We start from the raw sequence: 17,087 nt of genomic DNA, 5'->3' as shown, positions 1-17,087 counted from the left end.
GGAAAGGGGTCAGCTGGACGGCTTGGAGCCGTTGACGGCCTTCTTGGCGTTGGCCTTGCGCTTCTCCCGCCAGGGGAGCGCCGCGACGAGCTCGGCCCGCAATCTTGACGCCTGGCCTACGTCGGCGCCGGCCTCACGGGCGAGGTCAACAACCCGGGGGTAGCGGCCCTCCGCGCGCTCCTGCTCCCAGTGGCCGCGCATGACATCGGCCTTGCGCTGGTCGTTGACCTCGGCGTTGACGCTGCCCGGGGTCACATCGGGGGTCAACTCCGGGGTCATGTCGGTGAGAGCTGGCGGCGGCCATCCAAGATCGAAAATGGCAGGGTTGTTGATATCGAAGTTGACGACCTCGGTGACACCCGGGCGAGTCACATCGGCTGTCACATCCGAAGTCACGGCCGGAGCCTCACCGGTCCACTCCGGCGGCACGATCATGACCAAGTCGTTGATCCCGGAGTTGACGGGGTTGATGACCCCGGGGCGAGTCATGGTCGAGGTCACGTGGTTGGCGAGCATGGAGACGTTCGCCTCGATCGCGCGGAGCTCGTCGCGCACGGCGAGGCTCTCGTTGAGTTGCTGTGTTTCGTTGGCCAGGCGGGCGAAGTCGTTCGGCGCCTCTTTGACGGCGGGCATCCACTCAGAGGCCGGGACCACGTCGAGTAGGCCGCTCGTGCTGTACAGGGCGCCGGTCTCGGAGCGCAGCCGCTCTTGCACCTGCGGGTCGCGCGCCAGCCCGGCATGCTCGGCCGCCCTCTCGAACGCCCGGTCCAGCTTCGTCAGCGCGGCGCGCATCTTCCGCTCTGATGCGCCGGTCTCGCGGAGCATGCGGGCGCGCTTGGCGGCCAGCGCGACGCGGGTGAGCCGGCGCTGTGCGTCGACTTCCTCCGCGGTACGGTCCCGGCTTTCGGCCAGGCCGAGGCGGACGAGGATCCGTTCGGGGGTGAGCCGCCAGTGGATGCGCTTCCTGCCCGTGGCGCGGTGGCGTTCGATCGCCATGCCGCGCTCCCACAACCAAGCGGCCACCAGGGGTGCGGCGAGCCGGAAGACCGCCTCGGGCAGGGACGAGGCTTCCATGGCGGACAGGACCGCGGACAGGCCGGTGAGCGCCCACACCGCGATGCCGTCGATGCCGGCCGAGAAGTTCTCCCGCATGTTCTTGCGGGCGCGTACGGCGGAGATGACGACAGCGACCTCGATGAAGGCGAACATCAGGGCGCGGAGTGACCAGTGGACGTCGCCGATGATGCGGTCGAGGAACTGCCACATGCCTTGGGCGGACACGATGGTGGCGATGGTCGCCGCGAGCCAGGTCAGCAGGTCCGCGCCAGTCGGTTTGGTCGTGCTGGCCTTCGCCTTACGAGCGAGAGCCGCGGCCCCTTTGAAGACGCCCCAGCTGGTGAGGAGAACGGCGATGACGCCGAGGCCGATCGTGATGGCTGCCACCACGTCGGGCACCCATGACGGGATCGGCGGAAGTGTGGGCCATTCGGGCATGGTCACTGCTCCCCCCGCAGGAGGTTGGGCTCGGCGCTGAAGAACACGATGTTGGCGCCCTCGAACCCTTCGGGGGCCTTCTGGAGCGCCCAGTTCAGCAGTCCGTTGCGGGTGTTGCCGGGTTGGGCAGCGGCGACCCGGTTGATCGTGGCGTACTGGCCGTCTTTGGCGAGGGTGAGGATGACGTGGAACTCCATCACCGGCCGCCCTTCCGCTGCCGGTCGAGCCCGGCGTCGCAGGCGGCGCGCACGCTGTCGGGCTCTCCGCCGGGCCAGCCGAAGGGCACTCGGGGGCGACTGCTGCGGATTGCCGGGAGGCTGGCCAGGTCCGGACTCGCAGGTGACGCGGGTGCGGTGGTGTCGCTACGGTTCTTCATTGGTTCGGACTCCAAGGCAAGTTGGGGCTTCGTGCCAGGTAGAGGCCCCGTCCGGTTGCCGCCGGGCGGGGCTCTCCTGCGTTCAGGGGCGGGGCTGGAAAGTAGGCTCGTCAACGAGGGGCGGGTTGCTGGGGTCTGCCAGCTGGTCCAGGCACTCCTGCAACAGTTCGTCGGTCGTCTTACGGGGTGCTCGCGGGGCGAGCTCGGCGGGGCGGGTGGTGCTCCACTTGTCACCTGGCCCGCGCCGGTAGACGACGATGGCGTCCGGCTCGTGGTCGAACAATGCCTGCGAGCCGCCCATGCTCTGGGCGAGCTCTTGGGCGAGCTCTTCGGTCATCGGGGTCGTCTCCACGCGGGGCTCCCCGGATCGGGGGGTCCATTGGACGCCGAACTGGATGGCGTGGGCAGGTGTGCTGGGGTCGGTCACGGCTCTCCTCGGATGGGCGGGGTCGTGTGGGTGGCCTCGCACCCCTCCGTGCGAGGCCACCACCCTCCAGGGGCAGGCGCGCTGCACCCGGAGGGGGCGTGCACCGGCCGCCACCGCCTCAGGGCAGGGGCGGCCAGGAGATCAGGAGGGCGGAGTGTGCGGGCCGTAGGCGACGCCCATAGACACGTTCCGCTTGCACTGTCCCGGCCCGAGATCGCCTTCCCGGGCGCCCCAGAAGTGGCCGACATACAAGGACCACAGCCTCTCCAGCGGCAGGCCACATAGCTGGCAGGCGAAGGGGCGGAAGGGCGGCGCGGGAGGGGGCGCTGTCATGGCAGCCAGGCTTCCCGCCAGGTGGCCAAGACGGAGGAGACCACGGCAGCGCGGATCTGCGGAGAGTCAGGGTGGCCGGTACGCCAGTCCCGAGGCTCGCAGCGCTGCTCCAATGAAGGTTCGGCGGGTGCGCTGCTCATACCGGCGCGACCTGTCGGACGTGCAGCTCAACCCACGCCATGTGGCCGCCTCGGGTACCGCCGGAGCCGTAGCGGTCAGCAAGGGCCGACACCAGTTGGTGTGTTCCTGGGTTCGTTGACGCGCCGGGTACGGGCGTATTGGCGTCGTGGATCTCGAAACGGACGTGACTGAAGTCGACGGTCGTGATGAAGCTGATGTTGCCGCTGGGGGCGGTACGGGTGAGTGCGTCTGTGAACAGGACCCGCACGACCTGTTCGGCGTCGTCGACACGGTCAGGCTGGTACTGCTTGGCGACGGTGCGAGCGTGTTGTACGGCTGCGTCGATGCTGCCGGGTAGCGCGGGGTAGTCCTGAGTGAAGGTCGGCATGTGTCACCACCAAGGGAGAGCAATCCGGCTATCCGGCTCGCTATTCGTATAGCCAGCTTGCAAGCCGGATATCCGGCTGTCAAGCTGGTGGCGTGGATCAGCCCCGCTATCTTCAACTCGCCGCACTCATCCGACGACAAATCGTCACTGGAGAGCTCCCGGCAGGCGCTCGCCTGCCCGCACGCCAAGACCTGGCCGCTGAGCACGGTGTAGCCGAAGGCGTCATCCGGGAGGCGATCCGCCAACTCGCCCAAGAGGGCCACGTCGTGTCCCGCCCTGGTGCTGGAGTGTTCGTTCGCGAGCGGCCCATGGTGCGCCGCATTCCCCGCTCCTGGCACCGAGAGCGGCGGGCCGGCAGCCCGTTCTTCGCGAGCATGCTGGAACAAGGCATGGCGGGGAGCTGGGACTACGAATCGTCCACGGTGCGGGCGTCGCCAGAGATACGTGCCCGGCTCGCTCTCGACGAGCCCGAGGATGGCCGCGATGACGTCATGCACACCCGGTACGTATTCCGTGCTGATCAGACGGCCTGGATGTTGTCGGACTCCTATGAGCCGCTATACCTGACCAAGGGCACAATCATCGCTCTCCCCGAGGACGGGCCCCTCGCAGGTTGCGGGGTGACCCATCGAATGGTTGAGATCGGCGTCATCGTGGACGACTGGGTCGAAGACGTTGGGGCTCGTGCCGCTCTCCCCGGTGAGGCCAAGCTCCTCGGTATCTCCCCTGGCGGCATTGTGCTGACGGTCGAGCGGACCTACCTCGCAGAGGGGCGCCCGGTTGAGGTTGCGGACATCGTCGTCCCTGCAGAGACGTCCCGTCTTGGCTACTCGGGGCCGGTCGGGGAGAGCTAGTTAGATCGTCTGACGAACGAAGCGGGCCCCAGCAAATACGCTGGGGCCCGTTTCGCGTTCCATACCTGCGGCCAGTCCAGATCCATACCGGCCGATCCACCGTATAGCAGGAGGTGTCGGCCCCTAAATCTGTAGACACAGGTCTACAGATTTAGGCGGCCTGGGCTCGTCTTAAAGTGCGTGATCATGAAGATCGATCCGACGAGCGACGAGCCGCGCCACCGGCAACTAGCGAGGCAACTCCGTGAGCGGATCGATGCCGGCGACTACCGTCCTGGCCAGCAACTGCCCAGCGAGGAGCGACTTCAGCAGATTTCCGGACTCGGTCGTACTACGGTCCGAAGGGCCCTAAGCATCCTGCGGAATGAGGGGATTGTCCGCACCGTGACAGGCTCTGGCACTTACGTGCGGGGCGGCCAGGAGGTCACCATGATGGAAGTCACTCGCGGCGACATCATCGGGACTCGGATGCCTACCGAGGAAGAGCGCCGAGTCATGGGGATCGACCAGGGAGTCGCCCTGTTCGAGATCCATCGCCCTGGACAGAAGCCCGAGCTGGTGCCTGGGGACAGAGTCAGGCTGATCGTTGGATAGGACGCGATTCACCCCATTGAGCCCGGGGAGCAAGAAGCCGGTGCTTCCCGCGGGATGGGCCACCCCGGCAATATGACTGTCGGGGTGGCCCGCCCCCTTGCGGGGCCGCACCGCCAAGCCGCATGCCTCGGGTTGGTCAGAGCTGGCGGCGCGGTGGCCGTGTTCCCTCGCCTGACCTAGTCATGCGGTCGTGGTTTCGGATGGTAGTCGCTCAAGTCGCGACTGTCACCAATGAACAGTGGGTTAATGCTCCCGCGAACTTCGATAGATGTTGTGTCATCCGGTGTCTGCGAGGTGGCGTCACCGCCAGGTTTGTCTATCCCAAGCAGACGTTCAGGCGCATGGATCAACAGCATCGGATTTCACGCATACACACAAATGCCGACCTGTATCAACACAGGTCGGCATGCATAGAACGGTTTGAAGGATTAGAAGTCCGGTGCTCTATCCAGCTGAGCTAAGGGTGCTCCCGCTTAATTGTGCATGATCCGGGGAGTGCTCATGTATCGGTTTCGGGGCTGTGTCGCGAGGATCACTCCGCGGCGCCTCGCGCCCTCGGCGGGAACGGCCGTCAGGGCGCCTCGGCCCGGGTGGGCGGCGGCCGGATTCCGGCTGTTCGGGACGGGGAAACCGGGCCGGACGGGGCGGGTACCTCTCCGGTGACCTGCCGCTCTCCTGCCGGGCGGGGCAGCGGATGTCCGATGGGCGGACGACTTCCGGATGTTCCATCCGACAGGGAGATGTCTGCCCGAATCGTCCCCGCGGGGAGGCCGGGCGGTCTACGCTCGGGTGGCATGTTCGCCGTCACGACCCAACAGGAGATCCCCCTTCTGGGCGGTGATGTCACCGACGGGGTGGTGCGGGTCGGGGACACCGTCCGCCGGCCCAGCCGGGCCTCCACCGCTTCGGTGCACGCGCTCCTGCGGCACCTGGAGCGTTCCGGGTTCGAGGGGGCGCCCCGGGCGTTGGGCGTGGACGAGCGGGGCCGGGAGGTACTGAGCTACGTCGAGGGTGGCTCCGCGGCCAGGCCGTTGCCCGGGTCCGCGCTCGGCGGGGAGTCGCTGGCCGCGCTGGCGCGGCTGCTGCGCCGCTTCCACGACGCGGCCGAGGGGTTCGTCCCGCCGCCGGGGGCCGTCTGGGAGGGCGGGTCCAACGACGACGCGGCCCCGAAGCTGATCGGGCACTGCGACGTCAATCTGGACAACGTGATCTTCCGTGACGGGCTGCCGGTCGCGCTGATCGACTTCGACATGGCCCGGCCGACGACCCGGCTCTTCGACGTGGTGACCACGCTGCGGCACTGGGCGCCGATCGCCGATCCCATCGATCTGGAGCCGCTCCAGCGCCGTCTTGAGGTCGGGCCCCGGCTCCGCCTGTTCTGCGACGCGTACGGCCTGGCGCCTCGCGACCGCAGACGCCTGCTGGATCTGGCCCGGCTCCGCTTCGACCGCTCGTACCAGGTGATGCGTGCCAGGGCCGAGGCCAGGGGCGGCGGATGGGCCCGGATGTGGGCCGGTGGGGCGGGGATGCGCATCCGGCGGGCCCGGGTGTGGCTGGAGACCCACCAGGATGAACTCCATGAACATCTCATTTAGTCGACTAGTCGCCAAAGTGGGACTAAGGGGACCTGGGGTAGCCGAAGGGGTGGGGATGCTCGCCGGGGTCGTGATCGACGCCGTGCTCGCCGATCCCCGGCGCGGGCACCCGGTCGCGCTGTTCGGCACCGCCGCCGCCGAGGTGGAGAAACGGGTGTACGGCGACGGCCGGGCAAGGGGCGTGCTGCACGTCGCACTGTGCGTGGTTCCGGTGGCGTTGCTCGGCCACGCCGCAACCCGGCCGCGTGATCCCATGGTGCGGGCCGCGCTGAGCGCGGCGGCGACCTGGGCCGTCCTCGGCGGCACCACGCTGGGCCGCGAGGGGGCGGCGATGGCCGAACTCCTGGAGGACGGTGACCTGGCCGGGGCCCGGGAGAGGCTGCCTCATCTGTGCGGGCGGGATCCTTCCGGGTTGGCAGCGCCCGGGCTGGCGAGGGCCACCGTGGAGTCGATCGCGGAGAACACCTCCGACGCGGTGGTGGCGCCACTGTTCTGGGGGGCGGTCGCCGGGGTGCCCGGCCTGCTCGCCTACCGGGCGGTCAACACGCTGGACGCGATGGTCGGCCACCGCAACGAGCGCTACCAGCGCTTCGGCTGGGCCGCGGCCCGCCTCGACGACGTGGCCAACTTCGTACCCGCCAGGATCACCGGGCTGCTCGCCGCGCTCGGCGCCCCCCTGGTGGGCGGTTCGACGCGGCGGGCGGCGGCGGTGCTGCGCGGGGACGGCCACCGCCACCCCAGTCCCAACGCGGGCCGCTGCGAGGCGGCCTTCGCGGGTGCGCTGGACCGTACGCTCGGCGGGGTGAACGTGTACGGCACCCGGGTGGAGCACCGGCCGAAGATGGGCGAAGGGCCCGAGCCCTCGGTCGCCGACATCCGCAGGTCCGTACGGCTGGCACGGGCGGTCGGCCTGGCCGCGGCGGGGCTCGCCGTCCTGGCCGCCGTACGCGGATCGCGCGGGAGGAAGGGGTGAAGGGGGCGCTGCTGGTCGCCGGGACCACCTCCGACGCGGGCAAGAGCGTCGTCACCGCCGGGATCTGCCGCTGGCTGGCCCGCCAGGGGGTGCGGGTCGCGCCGTACAAGGCGCAGAACATGTCGTTGAACTCCTTCGTCACCGCCGACGGCGCCGAGATCGGCCGGGCCCAGGCGGTGCAGGCCGCCGCGTGCGGGCTGGAGCCCGGCGCGGACATGAACCCGATCCTGCTCAAGCCGGGCAGTGACCGGCGCAGCCAGGTCGTGGTGATGGGCAGGCCGATGACCGAGGTCGACGCGATGGAGTACTGGGACGTCAAGGAGCGGCTCCGCCAGGTCGCGGTGGACGCGCTGGAGCGGCTGCGGGCCTCCTACGACGTGGTGGTCTGCGAGGGGGCGGGCAGCCCGGCGGAGATCAACCTGCGTGCGGGCGACATCGCCAACATGGGCCTGGCCCGTGCCGCGAACCTGCCGGTCGTCGTGGTCGGCGACATCGACAGGGGCGGGGTCTTCGCCTCGCTGTACGGGACCGTGGCGCTGCTGGAGCCCGCCGATCAGGCGCTGATCGCCGGGTTCGTGATCAACAAGTTCCGGGGGGCGCCCGAGCTCCTCGAACCGGGCCTGGACATGATCAGGGAGCTGACCGGCCGCGAGGTGTACGGGGTGCTGCCCTGGCTGGACGGCCTCTGGATGGACGTCGAGGACTCCCTGGCCCTGGACAACCGGCCCGCGCTCGGGGCGCGCGCCCCGTACGGCAGGCAGAGTCTGCGGGTGGCGGTGGTACGGCTGCCGAGGATCTCCAACTTCACGGACCTGGACGCGCTGGCCTCCGAGCCCGGAGTGACGGTCCGCTACGTGACCTCGCCGGGCGAGCTGGAGGACGCCGATCTGGTGGTGCTGCCCGGCTCCCGGGCCACGGTCTCCGACCTGGCCTGGCTCCGCGCCACCGGCCTGGCCGAGGCCCTGCGGGGACGGGCCGTGCTGGGCATCTGCGGCGGCTACCAGATGCTCGCCAGGACCATCCGTGACGACGTCGAGTCGGGGGCCGGCCTCGTCGAGGGACTGGGGCTGTTGCCCGCCTCGGTGGAGTTCGCCGAGGCCAAGACGCTGGGCCGCCCGGTGGGCGCCGCCTACGGCTGCCGGGTCGAGGCGTACGAGATCCACCACGGCGTCGTGACGGCCGACGGCGGCGAGCCCTTCCTGGACGGCTGCCGGTACGGCTCGGTGTGGGGCACCACCTGGCACGGCGCCCTGGAGAACGACGATTTCCGCCGGGCGTTCCTGGCCGACGTGGCCGCCGTCTCCGGCCGCGACTTCACCCCGGCCCCTGACGTGTCGTTCGCCGCCCTGCGCGAGGCGCGGCTGGACGCGCTCGGCGACCTGGTCGAGCGGAACGTCGACACCGGGGCACTGCTCCGGCTGATGGAGGGCGGGGCACCTTCGGGCCTGCCGTCGCTTCCGCCCGGCGCCACCCGGAGCGAGGCCCCGTACCTCTCCCGGGGCGGATCCTCCGCCGGCTGACCGGTGGCGGGGACGGGCGTCCCCGTTCTTTTCCAGCGCGACAGGGAAGAAGAAGGCGATAGCCTAGTAAAATTGATATTTCCCCTGCCAGATCCGATGGGGGAAGTCTGGGAGGTCGATGATGGTCCGCATCATCGTGTTGCTTTTCGTCATCGCCGTGATCGCCATGATGGTTCTCGGCACGGCCCGGAAGATCCGCTCCTTCTCGGCTCCCAAACCCGCCGTCGACAGCCCCCGCGAGATCCTCAGACGTCGTTACGCGGCCGGTGAGATCGACGAGGACGAGTACCTCCGCCGGATGTCGGGTCTCTCCCAGGAGTGGTAGGCCCACCTCCGCGGCCGGTCAGGCGGCGGGGGCGGAGGTGGGCCGATTCGCGGTGATCCAGGCGTCGATCTCCTCCCACTGGTCGAAGAGCCACCGGATCTGGCTCTCGCGGTCGCGCGGCACGTCGGCGGCCTGGACCCGCCACCATTTGGCCTTGATCTCGGCGCTCATCGGCAGGCGGCGCCAGATGTCTCCGAGGGTGACCAGGTCGTCGAGGCCGGTGTGCGCGACGAAGATCACATCCGCCTCGGGGCAGGCCTCGATGGCGGTGATGGCCCCGTTGGGGCGGGGCGCCATCAGGTGTTCCAGCCCGCGGGCCCGCGCGGCCTCCTCGGACAGGCCCTTGCGTTCCAGCCGGAGGATGGCCCGCCAGCGACGCCTGGGGGTGAAGTTGCCGCCCTCCGGGAAGATCACCAGGGCGTCGTCGGCGTCCATGCCCGAGGCCAGGCGGCGGATCTCGCTGAGAACGCCGTTCTCGGAGGCCTTGCGCGGGACGAAGGCGTTGGGGAGGCGGTTGATCACCACGTCCAGTGAGGGGTCGAGTTGCAGGGCGGCCTTCATCACGATCCTCGGGCGCCTGCCGTACCGGGCGAGAAGGTGGTGGACGAGCAGGAACGAGTCGCCGGGACCCGCGTGGCGGGACAGCACGACGACGGGGCGGGTGAGGCGCCGGGAGAGTTCGTCGGAGGTGAGGGTCGGCTCGTCGATCTCGACGCTCAGCCGGAAGATCCGCACGGCCACTCCGTACACCTTGGACAGGAGCCACCGGATCAGCGCGTAGTGCCGCTCCTGGTGCTCGTCGCGGTGGAGCCATCCGCCGAACCCGCTCGCCACCCAGAGGCCCAGGCAGGCGACCAGCGCCATCGACTCCAACGTCAGCCACGCCACCGCGAACCAGACCAGCCGGATGCCGCGCCGCTGCGGGGGCGGCAGGCGCAGCGAGGCCGCGGCCACCACCAGCAGCCAGATCGGGAGCGTGACCACCGCGACCACGGTGAGCACGATGACGAGCGGAGCCAGGATCAGACGGCGGATGATGCGAGGAGGCAGCATGAGCGGCTCCTGCCTGGGGGTGTACGGCTCTGACGGGTTGATGATCGGTATGGAGGGGAGCGCCGGTTCCCTCGGGGTGGGGGACTCAGGTGGACGGGTTACGGGCCAGGTAGTCGGACGAGGCCTGGTACGCCCGTTCTATGTATCCAGATATATTCGATATATCCCGATAGCGCAGCTGGGCCAGATCCATTCCCGGGCGTGCCTCGCCACCCGACGGCATGACGTGGACCTCGATGTCACCCGGCAGGGTGGCCATCTCCTCGGCGAAGCGGTGCCGCCTGGCGATCTCGAAGGCGGTCATCCCGACCTCCCACGGGCGCCGCGGCACCAGCAGGGGACGCTCGATCCTGCCCACGTGCAGCACGTAGACCCGGCGGGCGCCCAGCGCGACCGCGCGGCCGACCGGGATGCTGTGCACCAGCCCGCCGTCGAGGAAGTGCTCGCCGCCGATGCGGACCGGGGGCAGCAGTCCGGGGACGGCACAGGAGGCCAGCACCGCCTCGACCAGGGGTCCCTCGGTGAACCAGTGCGCGGTGGCACGCTCGACCGAGGCGGCCACGCACTGGAACGGCACCGCCAGGTCCTCGATCCGGGAGACGGAGAGCGTCCGGGTCAGCAGGTCGCGCAGCGGCTGGCCGGAGTGCAGGTGGGTGCCGGTCCTGGCGAGGGTGGACAGCCGGGTCACCCACGACCCCGCGAACGCGGTACGGACCACGTTCGAGCCCCACAGCGTGGTCAGGCGCGTGACCGCGTCACCGGGGGAGGCGGCGAGCACGACGCCGTTCAGCGCGCCCACGGACGTGCCGACGATCACATCGGGCTTGATACCCGCCTCGTCGAGTGCCCGCAGCATGCCCACCTCGTGAGCGCCGAGGACCCCTCCGCCGCCGAGGACGAAGGCGGTGTCCACGCTCATCGATCCTCCGTAGGTTGCCAGGCGGCCCGGTGCCGCGTGATTCGTCAACGACCTCACGATAACCGCGCCGGGGATTGGTACGGCTCTTGCGGGGGCGTGGCTTCGGTGTCGCGACGGGTCGGAGACTGCGCCGGGGGTCGGTACGGCTCTTGCGGGGGCGTGGCTTCGGTGTCGCGACGGGTCGGAGACCGCGCCGGGGGTCGGTACGGCTCTTGCGGGGGCGTGGCTTCGGTGTCGCGACGGGTCGGAGACTGCGCCGGGGGTCGGTACGGCTCTTGCGGGGGCGTGGCTTCGGTGTCGCGACGGGTCGGCGGGGCGGGGTCCGGATTCGGGCAAGGAAAAGGCGGCCAACTGTCGGGATCCGGCCATGGCCCCCGCACCGGCGGGCGGGCACGATCGGGTGCATGACAGCGGTGGTGGAGACCGAGGGGCTCACCAAGTTCTACGGCGGGCGCCGGGGACTTGAGGATCTCGACCTGGAGATCCGGCCCGGGGAGGTGTTCGGGTACCTCGGCCCGAACGGCGCGGGCAAGACGACCACGATCCGGCTGCTCCTGGACGTGATCCGCCCCACCAGGGGCCGGATGACGGTCCTCGGCGGCGATCCCCGCGAGGCGGGCGTGCGGAGCCGGATCGGTTACCTGCCCGGCGAGCTGGCCCTGGAGGGCAGGGAACGGGCGGGAGACTACCTCGCCTTTCTCGGCGCGGTACGCGGCGGCGTGCCCAGGGGCCGGATCGCGGAGCTGGCCGAGCGGCTGGAGGCCGACCTGGCGGTGCCGATGGGCAGGCTCTCCAAGGGCAACAGGCAGAAGGTCGGGCTCATCCAGGCGTTCATGCACGAGCCGGAGTTCCTGATCCTCGACGAGCCGACCAGCGGCCTGGACCCGCTGGTGCAGCAGGAGTTCCTGGCGATGATCCGCGAGGTCCGCGCCTCCGGCCGTACCGTGCTGATGTCCTCGCACGTGCTGGCCGAGGTCGAGCACGTCTCCGACCGGGTCGGCATCGTGCGTGCCGGCAGGCTGGTCGCGGTGGAGGACGTCTCCGCGCTCCGCGAGAAGGCGGTGCGCCGGGTGGAGTTCCACTTCGACGCGCCGGTGCCCCGCGAGGCGTTCGAGAACCTGCCCGGCGTGCGGGACCTGCGGGTGGAGGGCGCCGGGGTGCGCTGCACCATCGACGGCCGCCCGGACGCGCTGGTCAAGGCGGCGGCGCGGTTCACCGTGGTGCACATGGTCAGCGCCGAGCCCGACCTTGAAGAGATCTTCCTGACCTACTACAGCGATGAGGAGGCGCGTCATGCCCGCGCTGGTGTCGAAGAGCCTGCGTGACTACCGGCGGGCGCTGCTCGGCTGGACGATCGGGATCAGCGCGTTCTTCGGGCTGTACCTGGCGTACTACCCGACCATCGTGAGCAACCCCGAGCTCTACGGGCAGGTGGCGCTGACCAAGTTCCCCGGGGCGATGCGCGATCTCATGGGCGGTCTGGAGGACGGCTTCACCAGCGGTCCCGGCTACCTGCAGGCGCTGGTCTACCAGCTGTTCGGGCCGATGCTGTTCATCATGTGCGCCGCGGTGATCGGTAACCGGGCGATCGCCCAGCCCGAGGAGACGGGCACCCTGGAGCTGACCCTCACTCTCCCGATCACCCGCAGGCGGCTGGTCCTGGAGCGCTTCGCCGCCCTCGCCCTCGCCCTGCTCGGCATGACGGCGGTCACCTTCCTCGTCGTGCTCGGTCTGGCCTCGGCCGTCGGCATGGACGTTCCGGCCGACCGGATCCTGGCCGGTCACACCGGTGTCTTCCTGCTCGCACTCTTCTTCGGCACGCTCTGTCTGACCGTCGGCGCGGCGACGGGACGCAGGGGGGTCGCCCTGGCGGTGGTCGGGGTGGTCGCGGTGGCCGGCTACGTGGTCGAGACGATGGGCAGGGACGTGGACGGGGTGTCCTGGCTGCGCTGGATCTCGCCGTTCCACTACTACCTCGACGGACGGCCGATCCAGCAGGGATTTCCCGCGTGGGAGTATCTCGTGCTGGTAGGGGCGATCGTCGCGCTGGTCCTGACCGCGATACCGGCCTTCGACAGGCGTGACGTGGGAGTCTGATGGACGAGCTGCTTGGCGGCCATCTCCGGACGTTAAGGGAGGCGGCCGCCACCGGCAGGCCGCCGGGCAGAGCCGAGCTCGACGACTGCCGCGCCGCCGGTGCGCTGGCCGCGGAGCGAGGCGTGTCCGTCCGGGCCCTGGTCGAGGCGGCCCTGGCCATGGCCGAGTCGGTGAGCCCCGCTCCGCTCCCGGCCCTGCGGCGTACGGTCTCCGCGCTGATGGAGGGGTACGAGAACGCCCAGCGGTCCGCGCTGCGCCAGGAGGAGCTCGCGCGCCGGGAGTTCGTCGACGACCTGCTCCAGGGACGCGTCCATCGGCTCGCCGAGCGGGCCGAGCACTTCGGTCTCCGCCTGGTCGAGAGCTACGCGGTCGCCGTCGCCCGCCCCGCCGCCGATGCGAACGGCGGGCTCGCCGAGGGGACGGTCCGGCGGATCGAGGACGCGCTGATCACCCGGTTCGGCTCGCACAACGTGCTGGTCGCGGTCCGGGACGGGATGCTCGTCTGCGTGGCGCCGGGCGGCCTCGCCGCCGCGACCGGCGAGTTCACCCACCACGTCCGCCAGCTGTTCGCGCCCGGCTGGCGGGTCGGTCTTGGCAGGGCACACCGAGGCCCCGGCGGGGTGGTCGCCTCCTATCGCGAGGGCGCCAACGCCATCGAACTCGGCGACCGGCTGGGGTTGCGCGCCCCCGTGCTGAAAGCCGCCGACCTGCTGGTCTTCCCGGTGCTGCTGCGGGACCGGGCGGCCATCGAGGACCTGGTGACGACGGTGCTCAGCCCGCTGCTCGAGGCGCGGGGCGGTCCCGATCCGCTGCTCGCCACGCTGGAGGCGGTCTTCGCCTCCCAGGGCAACCAGACCGCCGCCGCGCGCAGGCTCGACGTCAGCACCCGGGCGGTGACCTACCGGCTGGAGCGGATCCGTCGCACCGGGTTCTCACCGGACGACCCCACCCAGCGTTTCACCCTGGAGACGGCGGTCCTGGGCGCCCGGCTGCTGGACTGGCCCGCCCAGCCGCTGCGCTGACCGCTCCGCCGTACGCGGAGCCCCGGTGGCCCGTCATCGAAGAACAGGGCGACGGGCCCCGGAGTCGCGACCCGGGTCGACGCCGGACGCGGTGCCTTCGCGCGTGCCGCCCTTCAACGCGCCTTCGCGCGTTCCTGCACGCCCGGTACCGGGCAAAGGGCGTCAGGGGATCAGCAGCACCTTGCCGGTCGTACGGCGGGATTCGAGGTCTGAGTGGGCGCGGGCGGCCTCCGCCAGCGGGTAGCGGTTGGAGATGTGCACCCGGATCCGCCCGTCGGCCACCCAGCCGTAGATCTCGGAGGCCCGCCAGACGAGCTCGTCGCGGGTGGCGATGTAGGCGTTCAGGGTGGGGCGGGTCAGGAACAGGGAGCCGTTCCTGGCGAGGATCTGCGGGTCGACGGGTGGGACCGGGCCGCTGGCCTGGCCGTACAGCGCCATCATGCCGCGCGGGCGCAGCGAGACGATGCTCTCGTCGAAGGTGGCCGCGCCCACGCCGTCGTAGACGACGTGCACGCCGGAGCCGGTCAGCTTGCGGACCGCGTCGGCGAAGTTCCGGTAGCGGAACACCTCGTCGGCGCCCGCCTGGCGGGCCAGGGTCTCCTTCTCCTCGGTGGAGACCGTGCCGATCACCCGGGCGCCGCGCAGCTTGGCGATCTGGGTGAGCAACAGGCCCATGCCACCGGCGGCGGCGTGCACCAGCACGTCGTCACCGGGCTTCACCGCGTAGGTGGAGTGGGTCAGGTAGTGCGCGGTCAGTCCCTGGAGCGTGACGGCCGCCGCGGCCTCCGGGGCGACCCCCTCGGGTACCGGGAGCAGCCTGGAGGCGGGTATCGCGACCCTGGAGGCGTAACTGCGCGGCACGGACGCCCAGGCGACGGTGTCGCCGACGGCGACGTCGTGGACGTCCTCGCCGACCGCGACGACGGTGCCCGAGCCCTCCTCACCGGGGATGAAGGGCAGGGAGAGCGGGTAACGGCCCATCCGGTGGTAGATGTCGATGAAGTTCACGCCGGAGGCGGCGACGTCGACCAGGACCTCCCCGGGGTTCACCTCGGGGTCCGGATGGTCGTCGACGTAGGTGAGAACCTCGGGGCCGCCGGTGGCGGAGACGGCTATGGCGCGCATCGTGCTGAACTCCTTCGATCTGTCAGTGTCCCGATCGTCCCCAACACCGGGCGGATCACTCAGGGCTGCCCGGTGGCTGCGGGGCCGTGCAGTGTGAAGTTGTCGAACGCGGTCCTGAGCACGGCGTCGCTGTTCTCGCCGACCCGGGCGATCACGCCCACCAGGCCGTTGGGCAGCGGGTTGGTGTCGAGGAAGGACTGCGTCCGATCGCCGTTGACCCACATGTTGAGCTGCACGCCCCCGTCGACCCCGGTGCACTCGGCTTGAAGGCGGGCGGTCTTCCCCTTGGGCAGGTCGACCTTGACGGGTTTGGTGAGCTCGCCCCCAGCGCTCTTGACGGTCTTGCGGATGCGGGCGTTCCCCGCGGTGTCGAGCAGGAACTCGTACCGGGTCGCCTTGTTGTCGTCCTCGCCCCGGCAGAACAGTCCGTACTCGCCCATGCCGATGCTGCCGGAGCGGATCGTGATGTCGGTGCCGAGCAGGATCCGGCTCGGCGTGACCGGTGTGGGGCTCGCCGTGGGGTTGGGGGTGGCGGGGGGTGCGGGCACGAAGGGGATCGGGGCCTGCTCCCGCTTGATGGGGGAGTAGCCGCTGACGTCGATGGCGTAGTAGCCGTCGGGGGCGTAGCCGTAGCCGTAGGTGTCAGCGAGCGGATTGTAGGCGCCGCCGCTCCAGCCGGTGCCGCTCTGGGTGAAGTCGTCCTGGTAGAGCAGAGCGAGGTTCTCCGGGGGGCCGCCGGGGGAGAGGGCCAGACTCAGGCCGAACGCGCCGGCCACCACCAGGGCCGCCGCGGCCGCTCCGATGACCAGCTTGCGGCGCTTGGCCGACTGCTCACGCGGAAAGATCCCGAGATCGCTCTGCGGACCCAGGAGCGTGTGGCCGGGGCCCGTCTGCGGGTTGCCGGAGAACGTGTAGCCGGGCTGGGAGGACATCGAGGTGGGGGTCCACCGGGGGTCGTCGGTCCCCGGGGCGTTCGCGGGCCCGGCCGGCTGCCCCTGCCAGGAGGCCTGAACCGAGTGGACGGTCTGCTCGGGCGCGGCGGAGCGGCCCACCAGATGGTCGAGGAGCTGCTGGGAGGTGGGCCGGTGCCGCGGGTCCTTGGCCAGGGCGTAGCCGACCAGCTCGCGCAGCGCGGGCTCCATGCCCTCCAGGGTGGGCTCGGTGTTGAGCACCTGGTACAGCACCGCGGGCAGCGCCTCGCCGCCGAACGGAGCTCGCCCGCTCGCGGCGAAGGCCATCAGGCAGCCCCACGAGAACACGTCGCAGGCGGCCGAGACCGGCTCGCCGCGGAGCACCTCGGGCGCCATGTAGCGGGGGGTGCCGAGGATCTCCCCGGTCCCGGTCATCCCGCTGAGCGTGTCCAGCGCGCGGGCGATGCCGAAGTCGATCACGCGGGGGCCGACCGGGGAGAGCAGCACGTTGGAGGGCTTGAGGTCGCGGTGCACCACCCCGGCGGCGTGGATGGCGGTCAGCGCGGTCGCCACCCCGACGGCCAGCGCGTCCAGGCTGGAGCCGTGCAGCGGCCCGCCGGACTCCACCGCCTCCTCCAGGTTGGGGCCGGTGACGTACTCGGTGACGACGTAGAGCTGGTCGCCGTCGAGCGCCGCCTCGATGACCGCGGCCGTGCAGAACCTGCGGACCCGCTGCGCGGCGTCGGCCTCCCTGCGGAAGCGCATCCGGAACCGCTCGTGCTGGCTGTACTCCGAGTTGATGACCTTGATGGCGACCTGTTGACCGTCGGGGGACTCGCCGAGATAGACCGTGCCCATCCCGCCTCGGCCCAGCCTGCTGACCAAGCGGTATCGGCCTATCTGTAGTGGTTCGTCGGGACTGAGGTTGTTCACCTTTGTACCTAACCGCGTACGCCATCAC

The 17,087-nt window shown here is 70.5% G+C and carries 20 protein-coding genes; 10 read left to right on the top strand and 10 right to left on the bottom strand.

The features are described from left to right. Window positions 1-9 precede the first annotated feature (9 nt). The 6 genes from ACQP0P_RS35960 to ACQP0P_RS35935 form a co-directional block, all read right to left on the bottom strand. Window positions 10-1,494, bottom strand: a complete 1,485-nt coding sequence (locus ACQP0P_RS35960; protein WP_433363875.1) for a hypothetical protein — start codon at window positions 1,492-1,494, stop codon at window positions 10-12. A 2-nt stretch (window positions 1,495-1,496) separates the two neighbouring features. After that, window positions 1,497-1,691, bottom strand: a complete 195-nt coding sequence (locus ACQP0P_RS35955) for a hypothetical protein (RefSeq protein WP_433363872.1) — start codon at window positions 1,689-1,691, stop codon at window positions 1,497-1,499. After that, entirely contained in the window at window positions 1,691-1,870 is a 180-nt protein-coding gene (locus tag ACQP0P_RS35950) for a hypothetical protein (protein WP_433363869.1), read from the bottom strand. Before ACQP0P_RS35950 ends, ACQP0P_RS35955 begins: the two co-directional genes overlap by 1 nt. Before the next feature lie 82 nt (window positions 1,871-1,952). Continuing rightward, window positions 1,953-2,297, bottom strand: coding sequence for a hypothetical protein (locus ACQP0P_RS35945; RefSeq protein ID WP_433363866.1), 345 nt, complete (start codon window positions 2,295-2,297; stop codon window positions 1,953-1,955). A gap of 141 nt (window positions 2,298-2,438) precedes the next feature. Further along, the gene (locus ACQP0P_RS35940; RefSeq protein ID WP_433363863.1) at window positions 2,439-2,630 is read right to left on the bottom strand and encodes a hypothetical protein; all 192 of its coding nucleotides are present in this window, start codon (window positions 2,628-2,630) and stop codon (window positions 2,439-2,441) included. Between the two features lie 136 nt (window positions 2,631-2,766). Continuing rightward, on the bottom strand, window positions 2,767-3,138 hold the full coding sequence (locus tag ACQP0P_RS35935; protein ID WP_433363860.1) for a hypothetical protein: 372 nt from the start codon (window positions 3,136-3,138) through the stop codon (window positions 2,767-2,769). A gap of 57 nt (window positions 3,139-3,195) precedes the next feature. Here ACQP0P_RS35935 and ACQP0P_RS35930 point away from each other — a divergent pair, with 57 nt between their 5' ends. From ACQP0P_RS35930 to ACQP0P_RS35900, 7 genes are all read left to right on the top strand, one after another. After that, the gene (locus ACQP0P_RS35930; RefSeq protein WP_433382496.1) at window positions 3,196-3,351 is read left to right on the top strand and encodes a hypothetical protein; all 156 of its coding nucleotides are present in this window, start codon (window positions 3,196-3,198) and stop codon (window positions 3,349-3,351) included. After that, window positions 3,279-3,992 (top strand): GntR family transcriptional regulator, encoded by a 714-nt coding sequence (locus ACQP0P_RS35925; protein ID WP_433382290.1) that lies wholly within the window; start codon window positions 3,279-3,281, stop codon window positions 3,990-3,992. The genes ACQP0P_RS35930 and ACQP0P_RS35925 overlap by 73 nt, the downstream gene beginning before the upstream one ends. Before the next feature lie 186 nt (window positions 3,993-4,178). Beyond that, the gene (locus ACQP0P_RS35920) at window positions 4,179-4,586 is read left to right on the top strand and encodes a GntR family transcriptional regulator (protein WP_433363858.1); all 408 of its coding nucleotides are present in this window, start codon (window positions 4,179-4,181) and stop codon (window positions 4,584-4,586) included. Between the two features lie 794 nt (window positions 4,587-5,380). Continuing rightward, window positions 5,381-6,181: a phosphotransferase gene (locus ACQP0P_RS35915; RefSeq protein WP_433363855.1), complete on the top strand. Its 801-nt coding sequence runs from the start codon at window positions 5,381-5,383 to the stop codon at window positions 6,179-6,181. Between the two features lie 55 nt (window positions 6,182-6,236). Further along, complete coding sequence (locus ACQP0P_RS35910; RefSeq protein ID WP_433363852.1) at window positions 6,237-7,154, top strand: cobalamin biosynthesis protein; 918 nt, start codon at window positions 6,237-6,239, stop codon at window positions 7,152-7,154. Further along, window positions 7,151-8,674, top strand: coding sequence for a cobyric acid synthase (locus ACQP0P_RS35905; RefSeq protein ID WP_433363850.1), 1,524 nt, complete (start codon window positions 7,151-7,153; stop codon window positions 8,672-8,674). The genes ACQP0P_RS35910 and ACQP0P_RS35905 overlap by 4 nt, the downstream gene beginning before the upstream one ends. A 118-nt stretch (window positions 8,675-8,792) precedes the next feature. Then, the gene (locus ACQP0P_RS35900; RefSeq protein WP_433363847.1) at window positions 8,793-8,999 is read left to right on the top strand and encodes an SHOCT domain-containing protein; all 207 of its coding nucleotides are present in this window, start codon (window positions 8,793-8,795) and stop codon (window positions 8,997-8,999) included. A gap of 18 nt (window positions 9,000-9,017) precedes the next feature. On the opposite strand, the gene ACQP0P_RS35895 is transcribed toward ACQP0P_RS35900, so the two are convergent. Together ACQP0P_RS35895 and ACQP0P_RS35890 are read right to left on the bottom strand one after the other, a co-directional pair. Beyond that, window positions 9,018-10,052, bottom strand: coding sequence for a 1-acyl-sn-glycerol-3-phosphate acyltransferase (locus ACQP0P_RS35895; protein ID WP_433363844.1), 1,035 nt, complete (start codon window positions 10,050-10,052; stop codon window positions 9,018-9,020). Between the two features lie 85 nt (window positions 10,053-10,137). Then, window positions 10,138-10,971: a patatin-like phospholipase family protein gene (locus tag ACQP0P_RS35890; RefSeq protein ID WP_433363841.1), complete on the bottom strand. Its 834-nt coding sequence runs from the start codon at window positions 10,969-10,971 to the stop codon at window positions 10,138-10,140. Window positions 10,972-11,375: 404 nt separating this feature from the next. Here ACQP0P_RS35890 and ACQP0P_RS35885 point away from each other — a divergent pair, with 404 nt between their 5' ends. From ACQP0P_RS35885 to ACQP0P_RS35875, 3 genes are read left to right on the top strand one after another with little or no spacing between them, the layout of a single operon-like run. Then, window positions 11,376-12,296, top strand: a complete 921-nt coding sequence (locus ACQP0P_RS35885) for an ATP-binding cassette domain-containing protein (RefSeq protein WP_433363838.1) — start codon at window positions 11,376-11,378, stop codon at window positions 12,294-12,296. Continuing rightward, window positions 12,265-13,068: an ABC transporter permease subunit gene (locus ACQP0P_RS35880; protein ID WP_433363835.1), complete on the top strand. Its 804-nt coding sequence runs from the start codon at window positions 12,265-12,267 to the stop codon at window positions 13,066-13,068. Before ACQP0P_RS35885 ends, ACQP0P_RS35880 begins: the two co-directional genes overlap by 32 nt. Continuing rightward, window positions 13,068-14,090, top strand: a complete 1,023-nt coding sequence (locus ACQP0P_RS35875; RefSeq protein WP_433363832.1) for a PucR family transcriptional regulator — start codon at window positions 13,068-13,070, stop codon at window positions 14,088-14,090. Before ACQP0P_RS35880 ends, ACQP0P_RS35875 begins: the two co-directional genes overlap by 1 nt. 162 nt (window positions 14,091-14,252) lie before the next feature. Here ACQP0P_RS35875 and ACQP0P_RS35870 read toward each other — a convergent pair whose 3' ends face one another. Together ACQP0P_RS35870 and ACQP0P_RS35865 are read right to left on the bottom strand one after the other, a co-directional pair. Next, window positions 14,253-15,215, bottom strand: coding sequence for a quinone oxidoreductase family protein (locus ACQP0P_RS35870; protein WP_433363830.1), 963 nt, complete (start codon window positions 15,213-15,215; stop codon window positions 14,253-14,255). A gap of 59 nt (window positions 15,216-15,274) precedes the next feature. Next, window positions 15,275-17,059 carry a serine/threonine-protein kinase gene (locus tag ACQP0P_RS35865; RefSeq protein WP_433363827.1) on the bottom strand — a complete coding sequence of 595 codons (1,785 nt, stop codon included), beginning with the start codon at window positions 17,057-17,059 and terminating at the stop codon, window positions 15,275-15,277. Window positions 17,060-17,087 lie beyond the last annotated feature (28 nt).

The organism is Streptosporangium sp. CA-115845 (genome assembly GCF_050943795.1).
Classification (GTDB): Bacteria; Actinomycetota; Actinomycetes; order Streptosporangiales; family Streptosporangiaceae; genus Streptosporangium.
The sequence above is the reverse complement of the archived record's forward strand: the minus strand, read 5'-3'. Positions and strand labels throughout refer to the sequence as shown.